Source organism: Glutamicibacter sp. (assembly GCF_050701915.1).
Taxonomy (GTDB): Bacteria; Actinomycetota; Actinomycetes; order Actinomycetales; family Micrococcaceae; genus Glutamicibacter.
Window position 1 is genome coordinate 1 of the sequence record NZ_JBOGEG010000063.1, and the last position, 5,014, is coordinate 5,014.

At 53.1% G+C, this 5,014-nt stretch carries 2 protein-coding genes and 3 tRNA genes; all 5 read left to right on the plus strand.

The features are described from left to right. The first annotated feature begins 1,070 nt into the window (after positions 1 to 1,070). The 5 genes from ACRDT3_RS18780 to ACRDT3_RS18800 all read left to right on the plus strand — a co-directional run bounded on the left by ACRDT3_RS18780 (position 1,071) and on the right by ACRDT3_RS18800 (position 4,714). Complete coding sequence (locus ACRDT3_RS18780) at positions 1,071 to 2,495, plus strand: amino acid permease (protein WP_431494435.1); 1,425 nt, start codon at positions 1,071 to 1,073, stop codon at positions 2,493 to 2,495. A gap of 176 nt (positions 2,496 to 2,671) precedes the next feature. Next, on the plus strand, positions 2,672 to 4,048 hold the full coding sequence (locus tag ACRDT3_RS18785) for an FAD-binding oxidoreductase (protein ID WP_431494436.1): 1,377 nt from the start codon (positions 2,672 to 2,674) through the stop codon (positions 4,046 to 4,048). A 110-nt stretch (positions 4,049 to 4,158) separates the two neighbouring features. Further along, positions 4,159 to 4,232: transfer RNA gene (locus ACRDT3_RS18790), tRNA-Pro, on the plus strand. A 286-nt stretch (positions 4,233 to 4,518) separates the two neighbouring features. After that, positions 4,519 to 4,590, plus strand: a tRNA-Gln gene (locus ACRDT3_RS18795). A 48-nt stretch (positions 4,591 to 4,638) separates the two neighbouring features. Beyond that, a tRNA-Glu gene (locus ACRDT3_RS18800) sits at positions 4,639 to 4,714 on the plus strand. Positions 4,715 to 5,014 lie beyond the last annotated feature (300 nt).

The following is a 5,014-nucleotide window of genomic DNA, read 5'->3' on the forward strand; positions in this document are numbered from 1 at the left end:
CGCCGATGGTACTGCACTCGTGAGGGTGTGGGAGAGTAGGTCACCGCCGGACTTAACTTATGTGTGTGAGGCCCCTTGGGCACCTGTTGGTGCTAGGGGGCCTCACCTGTTTAACCCGTGGAGGGGCCAGGCATGAAAGCCTGGCCCTTTTCCTGTTTAACGGGCTTGGGTGCTGGCCGCTTGCGCGGACCGCTCAGGGAATGATCAGGCTGGCGTTGGGTTGTGAATCCAGCCAACCTTGCTGAGCCTTATTTGTCCCCCTCGACGGGTATCGACTAAAAATGCCAGTTGGTGGACTGCACAATTTGGGTTCCAAGCAACCCATGCGACAGCTCCGTTTCGGAAGGTGATTCCCGCAATTGCACCACAGTCATCTGTCGGCGTGCAATGGTGCGAGCAAGTAGCGACCACATGCCTCGACGTATGGGGATTCGACCGACCAGGGGGACCAGGACTGCGAGAATTCACCAGGTCAGGCCATCGAATATCATTTTGGATCTCTTCCTGGAATGGCCTTGAAAGTAATAGATACTGTCAACCAACCGCCGAAGGCCCCGGCATCATGTTTCTGGAGACGCGGACGCCGGCGCCAGTAGATGCTCTGGCAGCTAGTGGGCAAAATGACGGACACAGACAGGCAGGGTTGCTGACCACTGACGTGCAGCACCTGGAAGCCCCAGCGGTATCGGGATCCTGCCTCGATAACGAGGGATTGAGCAAGCTCAACTAAACATTCTCATGGTCGTTGGCGGGGATCCCACAGCGTTATCCTTCATTTGGATTCACGGGTATCTGGCTGCGTTGCATGCGGGGATGTGTACTTCTATCGTCCGTTTGCCAGTGGCCGAAATCCCAGGATGCCCATCACGCCGTCCCGAGATAGCCATTGAAAGAATTGCCGTCCGGTATCTCAGCTTCATTTCGCCCCGAGTCTGAGGTACCGGACTATCTTGTGGTTTTCTCCGCTCCAAGTTGCATGTGACTGCGATTACATGGATGTCGGGGTTGAAGCGCACCAAGCAAGGTGAGCATAAGACCTCTGATGCAGTTAGTAATCCCAGAGGAGCAACATGCGTACTAGCCAGACAAGTCAAAACCTGAAACGTGGTTTGAGCACACGGCATATCAGGTTTATCGCTCTAGGGTCTGCTATTGGCACGGGCTTGTTCTATGGTTCCGCAAGCGCCATACAAATGGCCGGGCCAGCGGTGCTGCTCGCGTACATACTCGGTGGCGCAGTGGTGTTCATGGTGATGCGTGCGTTGGGAGAAATGGCAGTCCGCAATCCGACCTCCGGCTCATTCGGAAGCTATGCCACTGAATTTGTTGGACGCTTTGCTGGCTTTGCAACTGGGTGGACTTACACGTTTGAAATGTTCGTGGTGGCTCTGGCCGACGTGACAGCTTTTGGCGTATATATGGGTTTCTGGTTCCCCAACGTCGAACGATGGATCTGGATCCTGGCGGTTGTTTTCTTCATCGCCGCCGTGAACCTGCTTTCGGTTAAAGTCTTTGGGGAACTGGAGTTTTGGTTCTCCTTGATCAAGGTTGTGGCTATCATGGCAATGATCGCTGGTGGTGTTCTGGTCATCGTTTTCGGGTTGGGCAACCAAAGCGAAGGAGCTGCAGGTCTATCCAATCTCTTTGCTGGCGACGGCTTCATGCCGCACGGTGTCTGGGGCATTCTCGCTTCGCTGACGATTGTCATGTTTGCCTTCGGCGGCACCGAGGTAATCGGCATTACCGCTGGAGAAGCGCAGAACCCGCGTAAAGTCATTCCGCAGGCAATTAACTCTGTACCAGTGCGCATCTTGTTGTTCTACGTACTGACGCTCGGTGTCATCATGTGCATTCAGCCGTGGAACACGATTGATGGCAGTGAAAGTCCATTCGTTTCGATCTTCTCCAGCATTGGCTTCTCGTCAGCAGCAAATGTCCTGAACTTCATCGTCATCACTGCGGCGCTCTCAGCAATCAATGCAGACATCTTCGGCGCGGGACGCATGATTCACGGTATGGCCAAACAAGGCCAGGCACCACAGGTATTTACGAAGACCACGGCTAACGGGGTCCCATGGGTGACTTCATTATCGATGATCGGCGCATTGCTTATTGGTGTAGTGCTGAACATTTGGTTCGAAGATGAGATCTTCTTCCTCATCGCCGCGTTGGCTACTTTCGCCACCGTCGTTGTTTGGTCGATGATCCTGATCTCTCATATTCGGATGAAGCGCCGGATAGACAGAGATAATCTTGAACCATCTGCATTCCCAGTTCCGCTTTGGCCGGTGGGCAGCTACTTGGCGCTGGCCTTCATGATCTTCGTGATCATCCTAATCGGCATTATTCCGGATACGCGTAGTGCACTCATTACCGGTCTAATCTGGGTGGCAATTCTGGGCGTCTGCTATCGGCTATTTGTGAGAGGAAAAGCTATTCCAGTTGAAACCCAATCAGCACAACCGAAAGAAACCGCAGTAGCTGAACGGCCCTAGTCCGACAAATGGTAGGGACCCGACATAGGCCGGCCCCGGATCGACTGGCCACGAGGGTGCAAACGCAGTTTTGAACCGCGCTGCTAGTAAATTGCCAAGTCATCAAGTTCGGCAAAGGCCTTCATTAGCCGTAGTCTCAGGTAAATACTTGCACGCAACGATCCGTGGAGATAAAGATGGCCGCTACCCATGCCGGATTTCTAGATGCCCTCAGCGCGGCATTACCAGAAAATGCCATAGAAACATCGGGCCAGCTGCTTCGAGAAAACTCTAGAGACTTCGGGCAGTTATCAGGGAATCCAATAGAACCGCTGGCCGTTGTTTTCGCCAGTTCCGTAGCGGATGTGCAACATGTTCTACGCTTGGCCAGCGAATACAAGATACCGGTCATTAGCCGCGGTGCCGGCACAGGTGTTTCTGGTGGTGTACACGTACTGGGTGATGCCGTCGTCTTGAACTTGAGCAAGATGAATAGAATCCTAGAGATCCGCCCGGAAGATGAAGTCGCTGTGGTTGAACCTGGCGTCATCAATCATCAGCTGAACGAAGCCGTTTCCGAATTTGGCCTCATGTACGCCCCGGATCCTGCTAGCTACAAGATGTCTACGATTGGCGGCAACATCGCAACCAACGCGGGAGGTCTGCGGTGCGCGAAGTATGGCGTTACCCGAGAAGCAGTGCTCTCCCTAGACGTCGTATTGGCTGACGGCCGACTAATCCGCGTTGGTAAGAATACGTTCAAGGGTGTAGCAGGGTATGATCTCGCCGCACTTTTCACAGGGTCCGAGGGCACGCTGGGTGTTGTCGTTCGCGCAGTTGTCCGATTGCGCTATCTCCCGGTAGACGAACGAGACGTAGCTCTATTGTTCCCCAGCCTGGAAGAAGCAGTCGAGGGCGTTCAACTGATTGCCAAAGCCAGAATCCAGCCTGCCATTTTGGAACTCATCGATCATTCGACTTTGCTCATTCTTGATGAACAGTACTCGACGAATTACGCAGGTCTCGGCGGTGCCATGCTCTTGACTCGACTAGATGGCTATGGCGCCGAGCGTGAAGAAGCCGCCCTCCGCAATGTTTTCGAAGAACGCAATGCCCAGCTAAGCAATTCAGCAGATCCGAGTGCTACGCAACTGATCGAAATGCGCCGAACCAGCCGGGGCGATACTAAAGACGATGCTTACCGGACTGGAGAGGATGTCGCCATTCCGAAAAGCAAGATGCTTGAATACGTGCACCGCGTTCAACGAGCTGCGCGGGAGGAAAACGTAAACATGAGGATGATTTCGCATGTAGGGGATGGCAATCTGCATCCAACGTTTTCTGTAGAACCGGAAGACGGCAATGAGCCACTAGCGAGGCTAGGCCGTGCCGTTGAAAGCTCCGTACGCATAGCATTGGAACTAGGCGGCACAATTACTGGTGAACACGGTGTCGGGCTGATCAAAAAAGATTGGTTGCAATGGGAACAAGCAACAGAAGTGATCGAACTCCAACAGCAGATCAAGAAGCTTTTGGACCCGTTGAATATTTTGAATCCTGGGAAGGCTATCTAATGGTCTCAGGCTGCGAAACCTAGCCAAGGACTTGGCGGAAAAGAAAAGAGTAGCTATCCCGGGCGCTGAGAAAAATTCTGCATGGGTGTAGAGTGAAATGGTTGTAACCACGGGATATAGCGCAGCTTGGTAGCGCGCGTCGTTCGGGACGACGAGGTCACAGGTTCGAATCCTGTTATCCCGACGCACAGTTAAGGGGGAACTTCGGTTCCCTCTTTTCGTATTAGACCGTTGCGTCTGGACTCAGTGCAGGTCAAGCTGACCTGCATTCTTGGGTGGCAATTTAACGGCTGACGTTTAGCGTAGCTCAGGTCTATAACAGGCATTTCAATAAACGAGCTGCAGATCACTCGAGGATATTGCCCCAGGATGTGCGATCCGAGAATTTTTTAGGTATAGTTATATCTCGTGCTAAGGCATTCAGCGCAGATCAGCTTCGGCTACTGAAGCAAATGAATACCAAGTCACATTGGGATATGGTGTAATTGGCAACACAACGGTTTCTGGTTCCGTCATTCTAGGTTCGAGTCCTGGTATCCCAGCGCTTCACCAAAGAGATTTGGTGAGCTGAAGATTTATCTTCAGCATACGGCCCCATCGTATAGCGGCCTAGTACTCCGCCCTCTCACGGCGGCAACACGGGTTCGAATCCCGTTGGGGTCACCAAAGCAAAAATCGCGAAACTTATGTTTCGCGATTTTTTTATGCCCAAAAATTGGGGATTCAACGGAACCGACAACAGCTTCTGCCGGAACTTCCCTAAGCAGGGTAACCCTTCAGTAAGGTAACGACACAGGGTTTGCAGTTCTAGCGCGGGTGAGGGGAAACTGCCCGTAGAGCCGTAGAGCCGTAGAGCCGTAGAGCCGTAGAGCCGTAGAGCCGTAGAGCCGTAGAGCCGTAGAGCCGTAGAGCCGTAGAGCCGTAGAGCCGTAGAGCCGTAGAGCCGTAGAGCCGTAGAGCCGTAGA